A 17,096-nucleotide genomic window follows, 5' to 3' on the forward strand; every position below is an offset into this window, starting at 1 on the left:
CAGTCGTTGGACTGGTTTTGCGGAAAGATATTTCCTGTTTTATAAAATCATCTGAAGGCGTTCCCCTGCCTGTGTGATAACTTCGATTCGGAACTTCTGATTGCTGGTTTTGGAATTCAGGATACGGGAAGCCTGATCCATTGAGTTGATCTTGTTTCCGTCAATTCGCAAAATAATGCTTCCTTTGAGAACATCGGCGTATTCAAGATATCGTTCATTAGTCACGTCTTTGATTTTTACACCATCTTTCAGTTGGAATCGTTTTTTGTCGTTGGCGTCTATTTCTTCGAATTCGAAACCTTCAAATTCAGCATTGATCAGTTCTTTTTTGGTAAGCGTTACCGGAATTGTTTTCTTTTCACCATCTCTTAAAAAACCTACCTGAACAACATCATTAGGACGTTTGGTATTGATGTATGAGGTTAAATCCGAATACCCATTTACCTGACGATTGTCCAACTGAACAATAATGTCGCCTTGTCTTAAACCGGCTTTTTCAGCACCCGAATTTTTTGAAACGGAATTGACGTAGAAACCTTGTGTTTGTTTTACACCTAATTCTTTAGCGGCTTCACTGTTTAATTCTCCGCCACCAACGCCTAATACGCCGCGTTGCACATTTCCGTATTCCATCAAATCTTCAATGATTTTTCGGGTGATGTTGGATGGAACGGCAAAAGAGTATCCCACATAAGATCCCGTTTGTGACGAAATCATGGTGTTAATGCCAATAAGTTCGCCTCGCGTATTCACCAATGCGCCACCGCTGTTTCCGGGGTTTACTGCCGCGTCGGTTTGTATGAACGATTGAAGGCCTGTGTTGCTAAGGTCTCTTGCTTTTGCAGAAACGATCCCCGCAGTTACCGTGGAGTTCAGGTTGTATGGATTTCCAACTGCCAGAACCCATTCGCCGACTTTCATATTGTCAGAATTTCCAAAAGTGGCATAAGGGAGTTTTTCGTCAGCGGTTATTTTTAACAGGGCAATGTCCATTTTACTGTCGGTGCCCATTATTTTTGCTTTGTACGATCGGTTATTGTTAAGTGTTACTTCAAGTTCGGTAGCATTTTGGACCACATGATTGTTGGTAACGATATAACCGTCTTCGGAAATGATTACACCCGATCCGGTTCCGATCTGGGTTTGCTGCTGTCCGCCACGATAACCATAGAAATATTCCATTATCGGATTCGACGGGACTTCCGAGACGGTAACATTCTTCACGTGTACCACAAAATGTACCGCTTTTTCTGCGGCAACCGTAAAATCACTGTTTTCGGGACCCAGACTTACATTTCTTGCAAAGTTGTCTGAAGCGATCGATAATTTGCTTCCGGAAGCACTATCCGGTTCGAGGAATAATTTGTATGCGCCAAGCGTTATTGTGCCGCTTAACAGAGATACTACTAATAAGCTTGAAAATTTGTTCATGATGTATAGAGATGTTTATTAATTTAACAGTAAAATTATGAACTTCATTAATTCGAAAAAATGCTTTAACTACGGTTTAACAATCTTTAACTTGCCTTTAATATTCGTAATTATTCGTATTTTTGCTACTTATTTGAATGTCAGATGAATTATACTTTTTATAAATACCAGGGAACCGGAAATGACTTTGTCATGATCGATAACCGAGACTTACATTTCCCCAAAAATGATACCAATTTAATAGCGCAATTATGTGATCGCAGATTTGGCATTGGAGCCGATGGACTTATTCTGCTGGAGAACGATGCTGCAACTGATTTCCGAATGGTTTATTATAATTCGGACGGGAATGAAAGTTCCATGTGCGGTAACGGCGGACGTTGTCTGGTAGCATTTGCCAAGCAATTGGGTGTAATTGATTCCGAAACTACTTTTATTGCAACCGATGGTCTTCATTATGCTACTATAAATGAAGATGGTATTGTCTCGCTTCAGATGAAAGATGTGGATGAGGTTCAGGAGCACGAAAAACATGTCTTTTTAAACACGGGATCACCACATCACGTGCAGATGGTGGAAGACCTGAATATTTTTGATGTACGCAATGAAGGCTCCAAAATCCGATATGGGGAATTGTACGGAAAGGCCGGAAGTAACGTGAATTTCGTATCACAAACCGATGAAAATAAATTCAGGTTGCGTACGTATGAGCGCGGAGTGGAAGATGAAACGCTTTCTTGTGGTACCGGAGCGACAGCTGTTGCGATTGCAATGAAAGCCACTGGAAGAACCAACAGTTCCGTAATTGAACTGGAGGTAGAAGGCGGAATCCTGGAAGTTTCCTTCACGGAGAAAAACGGATTTTTTACCCATGTTTTCCTGAAAGGTCCAGCTAAATTTGTTTTTAAAGGCGAGGTTTCTGTAGAAGAGAATAGAAAATAGAATAAAGAAAATAGTAGCAAGAGACAAGAAGCAAGAAAACCGATTGTGCTTAAAAAATAATATGCAATTCTAAACTAAGAAATCTGATTTGATCACACTCAAAGGAAATACCGTTTACCTGCGCGCGCTTGAGCCGGATGATCTGGAATTTGTCTATGCGATAGAAAACGACGAGGAAATCTGGGAGGTTAGCAATACGCAAACACCTTACAGTCGGTTTTTGATCCGGCAGTATCTGGAAAATGTGCATCAGGATATTTACGAGGCGAAACAACTTCGTTTGGCGATCTGTAAAAATGATGGTTTTGAGGCCGTCGGTCTGATTGATTTATTTGATTTCGATCCGAGAAACCAACGCGCGGGAATAGGAATTGTAATCAAAAATCAGGAACACAGGAACTTAGGTGTTGGAAAAGAATCCCTTGAATTGCTGGTTAATTTTTGCTTCGGACAATTACAACTGCATCAGCTCTATGCAAATATTGGTACGGAAAATACACCAAGTATCAACCTTTTTACTAATTTTGGCTTCCAATGCGTAGGAATAAAAAAAGACTGGAACCGTTTTCAGAACCGCTACGCAGATGAAGGCTTTTATCAATTGATTAATCCATTAAATAAATAATAAAGTTTTGAACGCGAAAAGAATTGTGCCGATTGTGTCGGTTGGTATCTTGATTGCAGCAACCGTTGTAGGTGTTGTTGTTTATTTAAAAGCATTTACCGGCAATACAAAATTTGATGAGAATGAAGTTTTTGTGTATGTTCCGACGAATTCTACATATGAAGATGTAAAGAAGATTATATCGCCTTATGTGGAGGACATGGACAAATTCGTTTTTGTAGCTGAAAAAAGAGGCTATATGTCCAATGTGAATCCGGGGAAATTTTTACTGACCAAAGGGATGAGCAGTTTTAGTATTGTTTCTTCTTTGCGTCATAACGTTCCGGTGAAACTGGCCTTCAATAACCAGGAATCGTTGAGTAAACTGGTTCAACGTCTGTCTTCTCAGATTGAACCGGACAGTATTACGCTAACCAAAGTGTTTACCGATTCTGTTTTTATGGCAGAAAACGGGTTTGATAAAGAAAATATCCTGGCGATGTTTATTCCGAATACCTATGAGTTTTACTGGAATGTAAGTCCGACGAAAGTGCGCGATAAACTGGCAAAGGAATACAGAAGATTCTGGAACGAGGAGCGTCAGGCGAAAGCAAAGGCCTTAAATTTAACTCCGGTGCAGGTTTCAACCCTTGCTGCGATCGTGCATGAAGAAACTGCAAAAGCAGATGAAAGACCGCGTGTAGCAGGTGTATATCTGAATCGTCTGAAAAAGGAGATGCCTTTACAGGCGGATCCGACGGTGATCTATGCAATCAAAGAGAAATCTCAAAATTTTGATCAGGTAATTAAAAGGGTATATTTCAACGATTTGAGAATTGATTCGCCATACAATACATACATCCATATCGGATTGCCGCCGGGACCAATTTCAATGCCGGATATTTCGGCTATTGATGCAGTGTTGAACGCTGAGAAACACAACTATGTGTATTTTTGTGCAAGTGTTGACCGTTTCGGATACCACGAATTCGCGGAAACCTATGAGCAGCATCAGGTAATCGCTAAGAAATATGCCGAGTGGGTTGCACAACAAGGGTATCAGCGTTAATTTCTTGAAAAGAAAATTGCAAATAATTATAAAGGAATCGCAAGCATTTTTTAATCGAAAAGTGCTTGCGATTCTTTTTGTATTGATAGTCCTTCCGGTTTACTCCCAATCAAAATTTGAAGCTTTTTTAACGCCTTCGGATACTTTAAATATCAAAAGGCGGAATACCGTCTATATTTCCGAAGCTGCTTTTTTGGGGGTGACTTTGGTAGGATTGAATGCTCTTTGGTATAAGGATTATCCGAAATCATCGTTCCATTTTATCAATGATAATAACGAATGGCTGCAAATGGATAAGGCCGGTCATTTGTATACAACCTACCATATGGGGCGTTTCGGCGCAGAAGCATTGGCTTGGAGCGGTGCCGATAAAAAACATCAGTTGGTTTATGGGGCGACAGTTGGTTTTGCCTTCATGACGGTGGTGGAGGTTTTTGATGGTTTTTCGGCCGAATGGGGCGCGTCCTGGGGAGATGTAGTAGCTAATACCGTCGGGACCGGTTTGTATGTTTCACAGGAATTACTATGGGACGAACAACGCATCACGCCAAAATTCTCGTTCCATACAACCGAATATGCCGAGTTGCGTCCGAATACCTTAGGGAGCAGTCTGAACGAACAGATTCTCAAGGATTATAACGGACAAACGTATTGGCTGTCGGGCAACCTACATAGTTTTTTTAAGGAAAGTAAAATTCCAAAATGGTTCAATGTGGCCTTGGGATATGGTGCGGATGGGATGTTATACGGTGACAGCGAATCGGTACCGGCAGGCATTGAAGTCCGCAATGAGCGCACCCGACAATTTTATTTAAGTGTAGATGTGGACTTAACCCGAATCAAAACAAAATCTCCTGTTTTGAAAACTCTTTTTTCTGTTCTGAACACAATTAAAGTGCCGGCTCCTACTTTGGAGATCAATCAGTTCGGCGATGTAAAAGGCTACTTTATCTATTTTTAACAAACTTTAACTTGCTGGTTTTCAGTTTCATAAATTAGCACCGTATCTTTGCATACAGGTAATTTCACATCGGTGACAGCGGGTGAGAAAATTTAATTTATGATAAAAAAATGGACGTATTTTTCAGGATTAGTACTTTTAATTACTCTAATCAGTTCCGGTTTTAAAGCCTTTGAACCTGAAAAATTAGAGGGTTTTCACGTTGAAAATGACGAGGTGATTACCTATCAGGTTCCGACCAAAGAAGAAACTGAAAAAGCGTATTTTAATTTTCCTTATACTGGGAAATCTTTCATCGGTTTCAAACAAGCTATTGCAATTAAGGAGTCCTTGGGGTTATACAGGTTGGTAAATGCCTATGGTTATATGGGTAAGTACCAGTTTGGAAGAAGTACGCTTCGTACCTTGGGAATTCATAATACGACAGACTTTTTAAGAAATCCCGCCTTGCAGGAAAAAGCATTTAAAGCTTTGTTAGCAAAGAACAAATGGGAACTGCGAGCGGAAATAAGGCGTTACGAGGGTAAAATCATCAATGGCGTTAAAATTACAGAATCCGGGTTGTTGGCGGCTGCTCACTTAGGTGGCGCCGGCTCAGTGAAAAGTTATCTGAGGACGAACGGTCAAAGTGGTTTTACGGACGGTTTTGGGACTTCCCTGAATAGCTATATTAAAAAGTTTGGAGGTTATGATACTACCAACATTATTGCAAACGCAGATCCAAAAGTGAAAAATTAGTAAAAAATTAGTTCATTTTATGAATGATGAAAATGCAAGGTCGGTTATGTAAATCGACCTTGTTTTTTTTCCATTGGTTCACCGATTGTGTTTTGATGAATTCCGTAGGAAGTGTAATGTCGCACGCGACACATAAAAGCGTATTCGGTTGTAGTATCGCAAGTAAATCTTCCAGAAATTTATTATTTCGATAAGGTGTCTCAATGAATAATTGCGACTGGTTTTTATCGAAAGACAGTTTTTCCAGATTTTTAAGTGCCGATTTTTTATCCGATTTATCAATCGGCAGATAACCGTTAAAAGCAAAACTCTGTCCGTTCATACCCGAGGCCATCATAGCCAATAGGATGGAGGAAGGGCCAACCAACGGCACTACCTGTATTCCTTTTTCATGAGCCAATTTTACAATTGCGGCGCCGGGATCAGCAACTCCGGGACAACCTGCTTCGCTCATCAATCCCATGTTTTTTCCTTCCAGTAGTGGTTTTATAAACTCATTATGCTCGGAAACATCAGTGTGTTTGTTTAAGGCGAAAAGTTTTAATTCGGGTTGTTTTTTTTCAGGATGAACGCTTTTTATGAAACGTCGTGCTGTTTTTTCGTTTTCAACGATATAGTGATCTATGAAGTCAATTGTTCTCTTGATGGTGTGAGGTAAAACATCTTCCGGATTCATTTCGCCCAAGGTGGTCGGAATCAAATATAATTTTCCAAAAAGAGTAGTTGGTTTCATTAGTGTTTGGCTTTAAGTTTTTGGGCAATAATTTCGCAGGCTTCATCAAGCATTTTGAATACCTCTTCAAATCCGCTCGCTCCTCCATAATAAGGATCGGGAACATCTACATTTTCTTCCGGGAACAGTTCGTTTAAAATCAGGGTTACCTTTAATTTAGCATCTTCGTTGGGTGCTAAGGCGATAACGTTATGATAGTTCGAAATATCCATCACATAAATATAATCAAAGTTGTCAAAATCAGATTTACTGATTTGTCTTCCTCTTTGATGCGTAATGTCAAGGCCTTTGTTTTTAGCGATGAGAATGGAACGTTTGTCCGGTTCCTGTCCGACATGCCAGCTACCCGTCCCCGCTGAGTCTACTAAAAATAATTCTTTGGGAAGTTTTGATTGTAAAATTCCTTCTGCCAACGGAGAACGGCAAATGTTTCCAAGGCAGACCATTAAAATCTTAACAGGCATATCTTATAACGATAACTTTTTGTGGATGTCGTCTACGTATTTTTTGAACTGCTTGTCTGTCGCAACTAGATTGTCCACAGTCTTGCAGGCATGTAATACGGTGGCGTGATCACGGGATCCGATTTGCGATCCGATGTTCGCCAAAGAAGCTTTGGTGAATTTTTTAGCAAAGAACATAGCCAATTGACGTGCCTGAACCACATCACGTTTTCTGGTTTTCGACTGTAAAGTTTCAACATCCAATTGGAAATAATCGGATACAATCTTCTGAATGTAATCGATAGAAACCTCGCGCTTTACGTTTTTTACGAATTTCTCTACGACCTGTTTTGCCAACTCAATAGTAACTTCGCGGTGGTTGAAAGAAGACTGAGCAATCAATGAAATAATAGCGCCTTCCAATTCACGAACATTCGATTTGATGTTTTTGGCAACATACTCAATAATGTCCTCCGGTATTTGAACTCCATCTCTGTATAAGATATTTTTCAGGATGGCAACTCTTGTTTCGTAATCAGGCTGGTGGATTTCCGCAGAAAGTCCCCATTTGAATCTTGATAACAAACGTTGCTCAATGTCCTGCATGTCTACAGGTGCCTTGTCTGAAGTAAGGATAACCTGTTTGCCGTTTTGATGCAGGTAATTAAAGATGTGGAAGAACACGTCCTGTGTTCCTGCTTTTCCGGAAAGGAACTGTACATCATCAATGATTAGTACATCAATAAGTTGGTAGAAATGAATGAAATCATTTCGTGTATTTTTCTTAACCGAGTCTATATATTGTTGTGTGAATACTTCAGCAGAAATATATAATACGGTTTTATCGGGAAATTTTTCTTTGATTTCAACACCAATGGCGTGTGCCAAGTGTGTTTTTCCTAATCCTACACCTCCGAAAATAAGGAAAGGATTGAAAGAAGTTCCTCCGGGTTTGTTAGCAACAGCCATACCAGCCGAACGCGCTAAACGGTTCGAATCACCTTCAAGGAAATTGTCAAAACTGTAATTCGAATTTAATTGGGATTCGATTTTTACATTTCGGATTCCCGGGATAACGAATGGGTTTTTTAACTCCGGATTTTTATTTTGAATAGGAACGTCAATCTCCTGTGGTTTTACGGCAGGACGATTGTTACTTGGCAGCTGTTCCGTGAACGGAAGTTTGTTACCAAGTTTGTTCTCCATTTTGATTTTATAAAGTAACTTTGCGTTCGGTCCAAGCTCTTTGGTAAGAGCGACCTTTAATAATTTAACATAATGCTCTTCCAGCCATTCGTAAAAGAATTTGCTGGGAACTTGAATATATAAGGCGTTATCTGTAAGTTCAACAGCCTTGATGGGCTCAAACCAAGTCTTGTAGGCTTGATCCTGGATGTTGTCTTTTATAAAAGACAGACAGTTTTCCCATACTGATTGCGCAGTTGTACTCATATATTCAGGCATGCTTTTTATAATTAATTGTTGAACAAAAAGTTATTGTAGGTGAACTTTTTTTTGATTGGGAAGACAAATATGTGGACAAAATTTTTCAAAAAAAAATCTTTTGTATATTGGTTTTGTGAAAAAAAAATTGTAAGCCATTTTTGGAAAGTTTTTAGAATAAATTAACATAAAAAATTGCATGAAAATACATCAATTTCAAGTGCGTGTCCGCTATGCTGAAACCGATCAGATGGGTGTGGTTTATCACGGTAATTATGCACAATATTTTGAGATGGGACGCGTGGAATGGCTCAGAAACCTTGGGGTTTCGTACAAATGGATGGAAGAGAACGGAGTGATGCTTCCCCTGGTTTCCCTTTCGATGAATTACAAAAAACCGGCACGTTATGATGACTTACTGACGGTGAAAACAATCTTTAAAAGTCAGACCTCTGTTAAGATCGAATTTGACTATGAAATATACAATGAAACGGGGGAGTTATTAACAATTGGGAACTCCGTTTTGGTGTTTGTGGATACGAAAACAGGCCGACCGATTTTACCTCCAAAATACATCACGGAACGGTTGGTTGATTTTGTGGAAAATTAAAAAATATAACAAAATAATTTTACTCTTTTTCCAATATCTCCACTTCAAACAAATTAGAGAAAATGTCGAATACCATTTCGGCATTTTTTTTTCGGGTTGAAATTTCGATTTCGCAGTCCATTTCCATTTTTTGGGAAACGATATCGAGATTTTTTTCCTTGATGATACGCATTACCTTGTTCATGTTTTTATAATCAAACTTGATCAGGTAATGGATATCTATGGTTTTCTCGATGATTGGTGCAACTTCCAATGCCATTTGAGCGGCCGTTTTATAAGCTGAGATCAATCCGCCTACGCCCAGTTTTACGCCGCCAAAATATCTAACAACTACTACGAGTGTATTGGTGACATTAAAAGACTGAATCTGTCCGTAAATGGGCATTCCGGCTGAATTGTTAGGTTCGCCGTCATCGTTGGCGCGGTATTGGATTTTGGTGGTGCCCAGTTGAAAAGCATAACACCAGTGTCGGGCGGAATAATGTTGCTTTTTTAAATCTTCAATTATGCCTTTAACTTCTTCTTCAGAAGTAACCGGATAAGCATAGCCGAAAAATTTGCTGTTCTTTTCCTTGTATAGCACTTCTTCCGAAGCAGCGCCCAGGGTTTTGTATGAGTCGGTTTCCAATGGTGATTTACCAGGTTTTGTCAAACAGATCCACAACGTCTTCTTTGCCTACTTCAAGGTTCCACACGTGCATGCCCAAACCGGCAGCCACATCCGTGTGGTGTTTGTTGTCGTCCACAAAAAGAGTTTTCTTCGGATTTAGATCGTGTCGGTTGATGATATAATTGAAAACTTCAGGATCTGGTTTTCGCAGACCAATTTCGTATGAGAAGTACACTTTTTCGAAACACTGATAAAATTCGCGGCAAAAGGTCATCCCTACTTTGTGTTCAAATTTTTCAATATGTGTTTTGTCTGTATTGCTTAGTAGAAACAGACGGTATTTTTGCGATAAGCGTTGTAAAAATTCCAAACGATATAATGGGAAATCCAGTAATATGGCATTCCAGGCTTCTCTAATTTCGTCCAGTTCTTTATTTGGGATGTAGCGTTGAAACTCCGTGAAAAACTGCAATTCGTCAATTTTTCCTTTTTCATATCGCTTGTTCAGACTGTCCAAATTCTCATTCCAGCATGCCAATCCTATTTTTCGCATATGGTCAAAAGGAGCCTCCTGACTTAAATTGATAAAGACATTCCCAAAATCAAAAATAATTGTATCGATCATACATTCCTTAAAATTAAAAGTTCGTCATCCAAAACAGTTTGTTTTTTGATTAGGTTTCCAGAAAGATTTGGTGCCGATTTTCCTTTTTTAAAACTTACATTTCCTTTGAAAACCAGGGCTTCATCCCACAGGTTTGCATCGATAAATGTTTCCAATGTCTGCCTTCCGCCTTCGATGATTACCGATTGGATTTCATGTTTGAAAAGTATGTCGGAAACAGTAAAGGCCAAAGAAGAATCAAAGGTACAATTTTCGTAAAAGATATTCTCAGAATTCTTGAAATTTTGACTTTCCGTTATGATAATTGTTTTCGTCTTTCCGTCTTTTACCGAATAGTCCTCTGAAATCTTTCCTGTTCTGTCCAATACAATACGAACGGGGTTGTTTCCTGTCCAATCTCTAACATCCAATTTCGGGTTGTCATCCAGAACGGTTTGGGTTCCCACCAGAATGGCCTGTTCCTCGCTGCGTAGTTTGTGAACAAGTTGTCTGGAATACGGATTGGCGATCCAGACCGGTTTTTTTGTACTCTCGTTAAGAGCCTGTCGATCTGCTTCATCCGGTGCGATAAATCCGTCTATTGATTCGGCCCATTTTAAAATGATATATGGTCTTTTTTTCTGATGGAAAGTGAAAAAGCGTTTGTTGAGCTCATTACATTCTTCTTCCAAAATACCCAGCGTCACATTTATTCCTGCTTCCATGAGTTTTTTGATCCCATTTCCGGCCACCTTCGCAAAAGGATCAATAGTTCCGATTACTACGTTGGGAATTTTATTGGCAATGATCAGATCACAGCAGGGTGGTGTTTTTCCGAAATGACTGCAGGGTTCAAGACTGACATATATCGTCGCTTTGGATAAAAGTGATTTGTCTTTTACTGAATTCACGGCATTAACCTCGGCATGGGGTTCGCCTGCTTTGCGATGCCAGCCTTCACCGATTATTTTACCATCATATACAATCACACTGCCCACCATAGGATTAGGGTAAGTGGTTCCCAAACCGTTTTTGGCCAATTCAATGCAGCGTTTTATATATTTTTCTTCCGTAGTCATAGTTTTTGCCTAAGGTCGTCAGGAACGCTAGCGACTAATTTAGGAAATTGCTTTTTTTTCATGAGCGTTTCACGTATCTTCACATTGCAAAATTAAACTATTTCTTAAAAATGAATGAGATGTTAATCAGGGAAATCCATAAAGCGGATAATATATCGCTTGCCAAGGTAATCAGAATGGTTTTGGAAGAATTAGATGTGCCAAAGGTCGGGACTGCTTATGCTGATCCGCAATTGGATTACATGTTCGAAACATATTCCAAACCGAGATCGGCTTATTTTGTTATTGAAAAAGACGGCAAAATCATCGGTGGTGCCGGAATCGCACCTTTAGTCGATGGAGCGCCCGACGTTTGTGAATTACAGAAAATGTACTTCATTCCCGAAGCACGGGGCTTGGGACTCGGAGCAAAAATGATGGAGCGTTGCCTGGATAAGGCTGTCAGTCTCGGATTCAAGCAATGCTATCTGGAAACCATGTCTAACATGGAAGCAGCGCAAAAATTATATGTAAAATCCGGTTTTCGTTATCTGGATTCACCTATGGGCTGCACAGGGCATTCTTCATGTCCGGTTTGGATGGTGAAAGATATTTAGCTTAAAAAAATGTTATTATTAGGAAATTGCTCCTGAAAGAATAGCAAAATTTGTATTTTGCACGGTATTTTTTTCATTTATCCCATTTAACTATGTTTTCTAAAGCATGTGAATACGCCATCAGGGCAACCATTTTTATCGCAGCTGAATCTCTGAAAGATAATAGAGTCGGACAAAAGGAAATCGCGGAGGAAATTGATTCTCCGGTTGCTTTTACTGCCAAGATTTTACAGAAACTGGTTCGTTGTAATATTGTGAGTTCAGCAAAAGGTGTCGGCGGCGGTTTCAGTGTTGAGAAATACCGATTGAAAGAAATCAAGCTGGTAGAAATTGTTGAAGCCATAGACGGTGATTCCATTTTTAAAGGATGTGGTTTGGGATTGTATGATTGTTCTGAAGTCCGCCCTTGTCCTGTTCATGAAAAATTTAAATCAATACGCGGCGAGTTGGCTACAATGCTTGAAAAAACCACATTGGAAGAACTTGCCTTAGGGATTAAATCCGGCAGCACATTCTTAAGATATTAATAATAAAAGAGGCTTGAATTTTCAAGCCTCTTTTGTTAAACCAATAGTCCGATTTCAATGGCTTCGAGTTCCATCTTATATTTATTGAGTTCGCTTTGAATAGATTCTTTGTCGGTATGAAAATACCTTCCGTTGGCAAAGAGATTACGGTAATACTCAATTCCCACCAACAGATTTTCTCTGAAATTGGTCAGTTTCTTTTGTTGCGCCAAATTTTCGGTTTCAAAGAAATCCTGCACTTCATTTTTAAAATATTTCAGGTATAACGACAGTTCTTTTACAAACATATTTGGACGTGTTACGTTGTTCAAAACCGATTTGTATCCATAAATATGCTGTACCATTTCTGATAGTGAATATTGTCTGTTGAAATAGGCAATATTTGGACCGGGACACACAACAACGCCTTGGGCTTCCCCTTTTATTTTGATGTTATTTTCCAATAAAGAAGCATTCGCCAATCCGATGCAAAGACAGGATTTCTCCGTTATGGCATTTTGTTTTTTGACGAATTCTTTCTCTGTTAAATAACCTCTTTCGGATTGCAGTTCATCAAGTTTTATTTCCTGATATTTTCGTGAGGCGGTGCAAATTCCTTTTTCATCATACTGTTTGCTTAAGGCTAAATATTTTTTCGGACAGGAACTTCCTGCTTTGTTTTCACGGATGCGTTTCTCCCGCAGTATTTCATTTGTGGTGCCTCTAACCGTGTTAAACGGAACACCCAAAGGTGAAATATTACTCAGATACAGATCTTCTTCTTTTGCTTTTGCCAGTAATTCGCGGGTTTCGTTATCTGAAGAAGTCGCCTCAGGCACCAGTAAAAAAGGAGAACCCCAACCAACAGAATCTGTTTTATAGAAATCAAGCAAAAATTCGTGTTCTTCAGCAGTTCCTACACCGCCTTGCACTGTGATTTTCAAATTGAGTGGTGTTTCAGGTACCGGAAGATTTTTCTGCAGAAGCGCCTTGCACAATAAATCATGAGTGGACATCAAAAGGTTTTCTTTTTTCTGTTTGAATTCTTCGAGGATGGGGCCTAATAAATGACCCTCCGTAGCAAACGCATGTCCGCCGCAATTCAAACCCGATTCAATGCGGTATTCAGAAACCCAAAGTCCTTTTTTAGCTAAAAAGTTGCCCTGTACCAATGCCGAACGGAAATCGCTCACTTTCAGAATTATTTTCTTTTTGAGATAGAAATCCTGGTCCGGGAAGAAATCAGGAAAAGTTTCAAAATAACTGTACAGTCTCGGATTCATTCCCGCTGACAACACTACTGATGAAGTCAAAGTACTATTGGCAAAACCTCTTAGTGCGGCATGAGCATCGTTAAATTCTACAGGAAGCTGCGTGCTTTTTTCAAAGTTGTCCTTGTCGACTTTCGTCATAATGTTAATGTCGATATCGCCAGGGAAAAGATTTTTTTCAAGATAATTTTTGATGTTTTCCTTGATGACACAGCCTTCCTGTATGAAATTCTCAAGCCCTTTTCGGATTTCCGATTTATTGGGAAGCATGGAGATGTAGTTTTCCAGAGCGGCCTTGCTTTCTGAAAGTTCTGTTTTGAAGTTTTCGAATTTTTCAGTTACGATTTTATCAACGGTATTGAGATACGACGTAATTCGTTTTGCTCTGTAATCACTTATTTTCTGAGATATTTCCTGATAGGGCAAATCAAATTTTTTGCTGTAAAAAGCATTCATTTTTTCGATCAGATCATCATCCATAATGGAAATCACAGACGAGATGCCGTATTGTGCTACCCGAATCGGACTGTCAATGGTGTACGCCAATCCCATAACAGGTATGTGAAAAGTGTGTAAATTGTTGGTTTTGAGTACATTTTTCATCGCATAGTATTTAATTTAATTCACAAATATTAAGCTTCTATTTTTATAAAAAACTGATAAAAATCATACTTCTCTTTTTTACTTAAGGATATTTTTGTCTTCTATTGTTCTGATGACATGAATCGAAAGAAAACACAAATTTACATGGGCTGTATGCTTGCTTTGGTGAGCGTATTCAGCTTTTACAATTTTACAATATACACAGAAGGTGATTCCAAGAAACCATTGAGTGATAAGGCTCTCAAAGGGCAGGAACTCTGGCAACAGAACAATTGCTTTTCGTGTCATCAGTTGTATGGATTGGGAGGTTATCTGGCACCGGACCTGACGAACGTTTATTCTGAAGAAAACAAGGGAGCGGAATACATCAAGGCTTTTTTAAACAGTGGAATAAAAGCGATGCCAAGATTTCATTTTACAGATGATGAGAAAGACGCTATTGTGACTTTTCTGAAAGAGGTAGATGAGTCCGGGTATTATCCGAATCATAATGCAGAAATCAAATCAGACGGTTGGGTTGAGATTGAATACAAAAATGAAATGCGTTGCGAATAATTGATAAATAGGTTTCAACTTGATGAAAAACAAAATATCCTTATTATACATTGCCACTGCTTTATTGGCTTTATTGTTGGGCATGCTCTTCGGAATTCTTTCCGGACTGCAGTACATCCTTCCTGAATTCATAAAAGAGATCTTGCCTTTCAGTAGTTTAAGACCTTTCCATGTTACCAGTGTTATCGCCTGGATCATTCTTTGTGCCACGGGAGGGATCTATTATTATTTGTCGAATTCTGATGGTCCGGGGCTGTATTCAAAGCGGTTATCGAAAATACATTACCTTCTTTTTACTGGAGTAGGCCTTTTGATTTATTACAATTATGCCAACGGGAATTTCGGTGGAAAAGAATATCTGGAATTTCCGCCGTATCTGATATTACCAATTTTACTCGGTTGGTTGCTGTTCGGGATTAATTATTACAAAACCATGGTCGGTAAAGTCAAAAACTGGCCGGTTTACTATTGGATGTGGGGTACAGGTATCGTTTTCATGATCTATCATTTGAGTGAAGCGTACCTGTGGCTTCATCCCGATATGAAAAACAACTTTATTAAAACGTTGGCCATTCAGTGGAAGGCGGGCGGTTCTTTTGTAGGCAGCTGGAACATGCTGGTCTATGGTACTGCTATTTACGTGATGGCAAAAATCAAAGGGGATGATAGCTTGGGAAGAAATCCAAAATCGTTCTTCTTTTATTTTCTGGGTCTTACGAATTTAATGTTTGGATGGGCGCATCATATTTACATAGTGCCAACAGCACCATGGGTTCGCTATGTGGCCTACGGAATCAGCATGACCGAATGGATCATATTGGGGCACATGATTTACGAATGGAAAAAATCATTGCCTGAAAGCGCAAAAATCAGAAACTTTATTTCGTATAAATTCCTTGTAATGGCAGATGTATGGGTGTTTTTGAACCTGATTTTAGCATTGCTGTTCTCCATACCGGCCATCAACTTTTTCACCCATGGTACACACATAACCGTCGCACATTCCATGGGAACTACCATCGGAATCAATACCACTATTTTATTGGCTTCGGTATTGTTTATCGTAACACAGATTAAACCCGATTTCAAACTTCTGCAAGTCAAAAAAGGATTTGAAATCTTTAATATTTCGCTGCTTCTTTTTTGGCTGAGTCTGCTTGTGGCCGGAATGAAGCGAAGCTATTGGATGTATTTCACGAAGGGGATTCCGTTTGCTGAAATGCAGTCGCAGACGCATTGGGTTTATGTGGCTTTTTTATTGTTCGGAATCGGAATTTTTATCGGTTTGCTTTTGATAGTATTGCCGGTGCTCAAAATAATAGTTGGAACCTTCAAGCAAAGAAAACAAATGAAATTGATTGCAAATGAAAAATCTTAAGGAACAAATACTCGAATTAAAAAAACAGAAAAATGCGGTCATTTTAGCGCATTATTATCAGGAAGATGCTATTCAGGAAATCGCTGATTACGTAGGCGACAGTCTCGGATTATCACAAGAGGCAGCAAAAGTGGATGCTGATATTATTCTTTTTGCCGGTGTGCATTTCATGGCTGAAACCGCCAAAATACTGAACCCGAATAAAAAAGTAATTCTTCCCGATTTAAAAGCAGGATGCTCATTGGCAGAATCATGTCCGCCCGAACTCTTTGGCGCTTTTGCTTTAAAACATGCCGATCATATGGTGGTGACTTATGTGAATTGTTCGGCCGAAATAAAAGCGATGAGTGATATTGTCTGTACTTCTTCCAATGCGGTGAAAATTATCGAATCCATTCCGGAAGAAGTACCAATCATCTTTGCCCCCGATAAAAATCTGGGGAAATACATCATGGAAAAAACGGGACGTAAATTAACATTATGGGAAGGTTCCTGTGTGGTGCACGAAGCTTTTTCCCTTGAGAAACTGATCGATTTGCATAAGAAACATCCCGATGCTGAAATTATAGCGCATCCCGAATCGGAATCCCATATTTTATATACTGCCAATTATATAGGATCGACCGCCGGCATGATCGATTATGTGAAGAAAAGTAACAAATCAAAATTTATAATCGCCACCGAAGCCGGGATATTGTACAAAATGCAGCAGGAAGTTCCTGAAAAAACTCTGATTCCGGCGCCGTCAAATGAAGATAATACTTGTGCCTGCAGCGAATGTGCTTACATGAAGTTAAATACGCTTCAGAAAGTTTACGATTGTCTGCTCAGTGAAAGCCCCGAAATCATTGTTCCGGAAACGATCCGAAAAAGAGCATTGATCCCTATTGAACGAATGTTGGAACTATCAAATTAGAACA

Annotated in this window: 19 protein-coding genes; 11 read left to right on the top strand and 8 right to left on the bottom strand. The window is 39.4% G+C overall.

Going from position 1 to position 17,096, the window contains the following annotated elements:
• Positions 1–39: 39 nt before the first annotated feature.
• Positions 40–1,431, bottom strand: coding sequence for a S1C family serine protease (locus tag AC3E9U_RS05750; RefSeq protein ID WP_488745947.1), 1,392 nt, complete (start codon positions 1,429–1,431; stop codon positions 40–42).
• A 144-nt stretch (positions 1,432–1,575) separates the two neighbouring features.
• On the opposite strand from AC3E9U_RS05750, the gene dapF reads away from it, so the two are divergent.
• The 5 genes from dapF to AC3E9U_RS05775 all read left to right on the top strand — a co-directional run bounded on the left by dapF (position 1,576) and on the right by AC3E9U_RS05775 (position 5,745).
• Positions 1,576–2,373 (top strand): diaminopimelate epimerase, encoded by a 798-nt coding sequence (dapF, locus tag AC3E9U_RS05755; RefSeq protein WP_488745948.1) that lies wholly within the window; start codon positions 1,576–1,578, stop codon positions 2,371–2,373.
• A gap of 88 nt (positions 2,374–2,461) precedes the next feature.
• Entirely contained in the window at positions 2,462–2,998 is a 537-nt protein-coding gene (locus AC3E9U_RS05760) for a GNAT family N-acetyltransferase (protein WP_488745949.1), read from the top strand.
• Positions 2,999–3,005: 7 nt separating this feature from the next.
• Positions 3,006–4,046 carry an endolytic transglycosylase MltG gene (gene mltG / locus AC3E9U_RS05765; RefSeq protein ID WP_488745950.1) on the top strand — a complete coding sequence of 347 codons (1,041 nt, stop codon included), beginning with the start codon at positions 3,006–3,008 and terminating at the stop codon, positions 4,044–4,046.
• Positions 4,047–4,107: 61 nt separating this feature from the next.
• Positions 4,108–5,007 (top strand): DUF2279 domain-containing protein, encoded by a 900-nt coding sequence (locus AC3E9U_RS05770; protein WP_488745951.1) that lies wholly within the window; start codon positions 4,108–4,110, stop codon positions 5,005–5,007.
• A gap of 99 nt (positions 5,008–5,106) precedes the next feature.
• Positions 5,107–5,745 carry a peptidoglycan-binding protein LysM gene (locus AC3E9U_RS05775; RefSeq protein WP_488745952.1) on the top strand — a complete coding sequence of 213 codons (639 nt, stop codon included), beginning with the start codon at positions 5,107–5,109 and terminating at the stop codon, positions 5,743–5,745.
• A gap of 7 nt (positions 5,746–5,752) precedes the next feature.
• Here AC3E9U_RS05775 and AC3E9U_RS05780 read toward each other — a convergent pair whose 3' ends face one another.
• Genes AC3E9U_RS05780 through dnaA form a run of 3 tightly spaced genes read right to left on the bottom strand, consistent with a single transcriptional unit; the run spans position 5,753 to position 8,373 of the window.
• On the bottom strand, positions 5,753–6,478 hold the full coding sequence (locus AC3E9U_RS05780; RefSeq protein WP_488745953.1) for an SAM-dependent methyltransferase: 726 nt from the start codon (positions 6,476–6,478) through the stop codon (positions 5,753–5,755).
• Positions 6,478–6,942 carry a low molecular weight protein-tyrosine-phosphatase gene (locus AC3E9U_RS05785; RefSeq protein WP_488745954.1) on the bottom strand — a complete coding sequence of 155 codons (465 nt, stop codon included), beginning with the start codon at positions 6,940–6,942 and terminating at the stop codon, positions 6,478–6,480. The genes AC3E9U_RS05780 and AC3E9U_RS05785 overlap by 1 nt, the downstream gene beginning before the upstream one ends.
• A gap of 3 nt (positions 6,943–6,945) precedes the next feature.
• On the bottom strand, positions 6,946–8,373 hold the full coding sequence (gene dnaA / locus AC3E9U_RS05790; protein ID WP_488745955.1) for a chromosomal replication initiator protein DnaA: 1,428 nt from the start codon (positions 8,371–8,373) through the stop codon (positions 6,946–6,948).
• Between the two features lie 190 nt (positions 8,374–8,563).
• Here dnaA and AC3E9U_RS05795 point away from each other — a divergent pair, with 190 nt between their 5' ends.
• Entirely contained in the window at positions 8,564–8,974 is a 411-nt protein-coding gene (locus AC3E9U_RS05795; RefSeq protein ID WP_488745956.1) for an acyl-CoA thioesterase, read from the top strand.
• Between the two features lie 19 nt (positions 8,975–8,993).
• Here the strand turns inward: AC3E9U_RS05795 and AC3E9U_RS05800 are convergent, their stop codons facing one another.
• From AC3E9U_RS05800 to ribD, 3 genes are read right to left on the bottom strand one after another with little or no spacing between them, the layout of a single operon-like run.
• Positions 8,994–9,602: an IMPACT family protein gene (locus AC3E9U_RS05800; RefSeq protein WP_488745957.1), complete on the bottom strand. Its 609-nt coding sequence runs from the start codon at positions 9,600–9,602 to the stop codon at positions 8,994–8,996.
• A 7-nt stretch (positions 9,603–9,609) separates the two neighbouring features.
• Positions 9,610–10,209 (bottom strand): HAD family hydrolase, encoded by a 600-nt coding sequence (locus tag AC3E9U_RS05805; protein ID WP_488745958.1) that lies wholly within the window; start codon positions 10,207–10,209, stop codon positions 9,610–9,612.
• Positions 10,206–11,267, bottom strand: a complete 1,062-nt coding sequence (ribD, locus tag AC3E9U_RS05810; protein ID WP_488745959.1) for a bifunctional diaminohydroxyphosphoribosylaminopyrimidine deaminase/5-amino-6-(5-phosphoribosylamino)uracil reductase RibD — start codon at positions 11,265–11,267, stop codon at positions 10,206–10,208. Before ribD ends, AC3E9U_RS05805 begins: the two co-directional genes overlap by 4 nt.
• A 110-nt stretch (positions 11,268–11,377) precedes the next feature.
• Here ribD and AC3E9U_RS05815 point away from each other — a divergent pair, with 110 nt between their 5' ends.
• Both AC3E9U_RS05815 and AC3E9U_RS05820 read left to right on the top strand, forming a co-directional pair.
• Positions 11,378–11,863: a GNAT family N-acetyltransferase gene (locus AC3E9U_RS05815; RefSeq protein ID WP_488745960.1), complete on the top strand. Its 486-nt coding sequence runs from the start codon at positions 11,378–11,380 to the stop codon at positions 11,861–11,863.
• Positions 11,864–11,955: 92 nt separating this feature from the next.
• The gene (locus AC3E9U_RS05820; RefSeq protein WP_488745961.1) at positions 11,956–12,390 is read left to right on the top strand and encodes an RrF2 family transcriptional regulator; all 435 of its coding nucleotides are present in this window, start codon (positions 11,956–11,958) and stop codon (positions 12,388–12,390) included.
• Between the two features lie 35 nt (positions 12,391–12,425).
• On the opposite strand, the gene AC3E9U_RS05825 is transcribed toward AC3E9U_RS05820, so the two are convergent.
• Positions 12,426–14,243, bottom strand: a complete 1,818-nt coding sequence (locus tag AC3E9U_RS05825; protein ID WP_488745962.1) for a hypothetical protein — start codon at positions 14,241–14,243, stop codon at positions 12,426–12,428.
• Positions 14,244–14,360: 117 nt separating this feature from the next.
• On the opposite strand from AC3E9U_RS05825, the gene AC3E9U_RS05830 reads away from it, so the two are divergent.
• From AC3E9U_RS05830 to nadA, 3 genes are read left to right on the top strand one after another with little or no spacing between them, the layout of a single operon-like run.
• The gene (locus tag AC3E9U_RS05830) at positions 14,361–14,798 is read left to right on the top strand and encodes a c-type cytochrome (protein WP_488745963.1); all 438 of its coding nucleotides are present in this window, start codon (positions 14,361–14,363) and stop codon (positions 14,796–14,798) included.
• A 22-nt stretch (positions 14,799–14,820) separates the two neighbouring features.
• Entirely contained in the window at positions 14,821–16,176 is a 1,356-nt protein-coding gene (locus tag AC3E9U_RS05835) for a cbb3-type cytochrome c oxidase subunit I (RefSeq protein WP_488745964.1), read from the top strand.
• Positions 16,163–17,092, top strand: a complete 930-nt coding sequence (nadA, locus tag AC3E9U_RS05840; RefSeq protein ID WP_488745965.1) for a quinolinate synthase NadA — start codon at positions 16,163–16,165, stop codon at positions 17,090–17,092. The genes AC3E9U_RS05835 and nadA overlap by 14 nt, the downstream gene beginning before the upstream one ends.
• Positions 17,093–17,096 lie beyond the last annotated feature (4 nt).

This window comes from Flavobacterium sp. 21.1, assembly GCF_057801535.1.

What these genes read in the sequence shown, in the direction of transcription:
- AC3E9U_RS05750 (WP_488745947.1), bottom strand. Translation starts at nt 1,431, where the DNA reads ATGAACAAATTTTCAAGCTTATTAGTAGTATCTCTGTTAAGCGGCACA.
- dapF (WP_488745948.1), top strand. Translation starts at nt 1,576, where the DNA reads ATGAATTATACTTTTTATAAATACCAGGGAACCGGAAATGACTTTGTC.
- AC3E9U_RS05775 (WP_488745952.1), top strand. Translation starts at nt 5,107, where the DNA reads ATGATAAAAAAATGGACGTATTTTTCAGGATTAGTACTTTTAATTACT.
- AC3E9U_RS05780 (WP_488745953.1), bottom strand. Translation starts at nt 6,478, where the DNA reads ATGAAACCAACTACTCTTTTTGGAAAATTATATTTGATTCCGACCACC.
- AC3E9U_RS05785 (WP_488745954.1), bottom strand. Translation starts at nt 6,942, where the DNA reads ATGCCTGTTAAGATTTTAATGGTCTGCCTTGGAAACATTTGCCGTTCT.
- dnaA (WP_488745955.1), bottom strand. Translation starts at nt 8,373, where the DNA reads ATGAGTACAACTGCGCAATCAGTATGGGAAAACTGTCTGTCTTTTATA.
- AC3E9U_RS05795 (WP_488745956.1), top strand. Translation starts at nt 8,564, where the DNA reads ATGAAAATACATCAATTTCAAGTGCGTGTCCGCTATGCTGAAACCGAT.
- AC3E9U_RS05805 (WP_488745958.1), bottom strand. Translation starts at nt 10,209, where the DNA reads ATGATCGATACAATTATTTTTGATTTTGGGAATGTCTTTATCAATTTA.
- ribD (WP_488745959.1), bottom strand. Translation starts at nt 11,267, where the DNA reads ATGACTACGGAAGAAAAATATATAAAACGCTGCATTGAATTGGCCAAA.
- AC3E9U_RS05815 (WP_488745960.1), top strand. Translation starts at nt 11,378, where the DNA reads ATGAATGAGATGTTAATCAGGGAAATCCATAAAGCGGATAATATATCG.
- AC3E9U_RS05820 (WP_488745961.1), top strand. Translation starts at nt 11,956, where the DNA reads ATGTTTTCTAAAGCATGTGAATACGCCATCAGGGCAACCATTTTTATC.
- AC3E9U_RS05825 (WP_488745962.1), bottom strand. Translation starts at nt 14,243, where the DNA reads ATGAAAAATGTACTCAAAACCAACAATTTACACACTTTTCACATACCT.
- AC3E9U_RS05830 (WP_488745963.1), top strand. Translation starts at nt 14,361, where the DNA reads ATGAATCGAAAGAAAACACAAATTTACATGGGCTGTATGCTTGCTTTG.
- AC3E9U_RS05835 (WP_488745964.1), top strand. Translation starts at nt 14,821, where the DNA reads ATGAAAAACAAAATATCCTTATTATACATTGCCACTGCTTTATTGGCT.
- nadA (WP_488745965.1), top strand. Translation starts at nt 16,163, where the DNA reads ATGAAAAATCTTAAGGAACAAATACTCGAATTAAAAAAACAGAAAAAT.